The sequence below is a fragment of the Acetatifactor sp. genome (genome assembly GCF_982438285.1).
In genome coordinates this window covers 1-2,355 of the sequence record NZ_CEWDFQ010000412.1, presented here as the reverse complement: position 1 = coordinate 2,355, position 2,355 = coordinate 1, and the positions used below count along the sequence as shown (strand labels likewise).

At 53.4% G+C, this 2,355-nt stretch carries 2 protein-coding genes; both read right to left on the bottom strand.

Annotated features, from left to right (window positions below; genetic code table 11):
- Positions 1-36: 36 nt before the first annotated feature.
- On the bottom strand, positions 37-1,185 hold the full coding sequence (gene dprA / locus AC1WIP_RS14665) for a DNA-processing protein DprA (protein WP_481142526.1): 1,149 nt from the start codon (positions 1,183-1,185) through the stop codon (positions 37-39).
- On the bottom strand, positions 1,175-2,355 hold a 1,181-nt coding region (locus tag AC1WIP_RS14660; RefSeq protein WP_481142525.1), incomplete at its 5' end, for a YifB family Mg chelatase-like AAA ATPase. The genes AC1WIP_RS14660 and dprA, both read right to left, overlap by 11 nt.

The following is a 2,355-nucleotide window of genomic DNA, read 5'->3' as shown; positions in this document are numbered from 1 at the left end:
CCCTGTAAAGAAACAATTCAAAAGGGCGGACTGCTTTCAGCGCTTTGCCGCACAGAAACACCCGGGACTTACCTGGCTTGCAAATCCCTTCATACACAAAACCATCAGCATGGCTCCAAGATTCCCCACACTGCTGGAAAAAGATATTCTGTCCTTTATCTGCTCCAATGTTCTGGGCGTAAAATCCAAAGCCTCCCAAATCTGCTGAAGTTCAGGCGCAAGCTCCCTCTCCTTCTTTTCCCCTTCCACTCTCCTCTCCCGAAGCGCATATTTCGGATTTTTTCTGTGAAAATCCCGCGACAGCTCCTCCCAGAAGTCCTCCGGGGACAGAAAAACCCGGGCTCCCTGTCTCAGCAGACTGTTGCAGCCATCGCTTAATCTGTCCGTGATTCTGCCCGGAACCACATAGACCTCTTTTCCCTGCTCCAAGGCCATGTCCACCGTAATCAGCGTACCACTTTTGTTTCTGGCCTCAACCACAACCACCGCATCCGCCAGACCGCTGACAATTCTGTTCCGCGGCGGGAAGTTCCCCGGTCTGGGCTTCGTTCCCGGCGCATAAGAAGAAAGAAGGCCGCCCTGAGAGGAGAGCCGTATATACAGCCTGTGATTCTCCCGGGGATAACAGATATCCACGCCGCAGCCTAACACCCCAAAGGAAGCTCCTCCGCTTTCCAGCGCCGCAGACTGGCAGATACCATCGATACCCCGGGCCATTCCGCTGATCACATTAACACCCCTCTCCCCCAGAAACCGTCCCAGCTCTCTAGCCACATAGCTTCCATATTCAGAGCAATCCCTGGCTCCGATCACCGCAGCGGAAGGGACGTCCTGTTTTGGCAGACTCCCCCGGTAAAATAACCCCAGAGGCGCGTCTGGAATATTACGAAGCCGCTCAGGGTATGTATCCTCACACAGACACACAAATCCAATGCCCTTCTCCCGCAGCTTCTCATACTCCTCCTGCACCCTCCACCCTTCTGTAAACTCCTTTGCTTTCTCATAGGTTTTTTCTCCCACCACTTTACTCCAAAGCTCTCCGGGAGCATGATACAGATTCCGGGCACTTCCTCCACATAAGTTCAAAAGTCTTTCTCCTCTTACGTTTCCAATTCCGGGCAGGCTGCACAGCCAAAGCATATAAGCCCGCTCCGTCTCGTCCTTTCCTTCCCTTTCAATCCTCATTTGCATCCTCCCATCCCCTCCAGCAGCCCTTTGCAGGGCAAAAAAAGGAAGCCTCTAAAATATGTGGTTCCTCGATTGCTTCCCTCTCCTCCAAATCCGCAATGGTTCTTGCCACCCTTAAAATTCTGTGGTAAGCCCTTGCGCTGAGCCTTAAGCTTCGGTAAAGCTCCTCCATAAGCCTCTTTTCAGCAGTTCCCAGAGGACAATACCTGTCCATGTCCGCCGCCGAAATATCCCCATTAAACCGGCAGACGCTTCCGGCAAACCGTTTCATCTGGCGTTTTCTTGCCCTCATCACCCGTTTTCTGATCTCCCTGCTGCTCTCTCCCTTTTGCTTTGCCTGGAGTCCTACAATTTCCACCTGACGCAGCTCCACACAAAGGTCCATCCGGTCCAATACAGGCCCCGAAATCCTTCCCAGGTATTTGTTTACCTGGAATTGGGTGCATTTACAGCGGTTTCTGTCCGGATAATATCCACAGGGACAGGGATTCATGGCACAGACCAGCATAAAATTACTGGGATAAGAGAGATTTCCTCCCACTCTTGCGATCTGCACCCTTCGTTCCTCCAGCGGCTGACGCAGACCATCCAGAGCCTGTCTGCGAAACTCCGGCAGTTCATCCAAAAACAAAATACCCCTATGGGCCTGAGAAATGATTCCCGGTCTGGGAAGAAAGCTGCCGCCAATCAGGGCAGTGTGGGAAATGGTATGATGGGGACTCTGAAAAGGTCTTTTTGTGATAAGCGCGCTTCCCTCTGGAAGCGTTCCCGCCACGCTGGAGATGGCAGTGGCCTCCAGGCTTTCCTCCAGCGTAAGCGGAGGAAGGATTCCCGGAAGCCTTTTTGCAATCATAGACTTTCCGGCTCCTGGGGGCCCCGTCATCAAAAGGTTATGGAAGCCGGCCGCCGCAATTTCAGCCGCCCGCTTTGCAGTCTCCTGCCCTGTCACCTCCGCAAAGTCCTCTTCCTCATCGTCCGCCCTTTCCCGGAAGATTTCCTTTAAATCCACCTGCGCTCTTGGCAGCAGCCGTTCCTTTTCTTCCTCACTGCCTGCACCTTTCAGATAATCCAAAAGCTGCCTGATGTGGCTGACTCCCCGGACCGCTATCCCCGGAATCACCGCCCCCTCTAAGGCGTTTGCCGCAGGAACCACACATTCTGAAATTC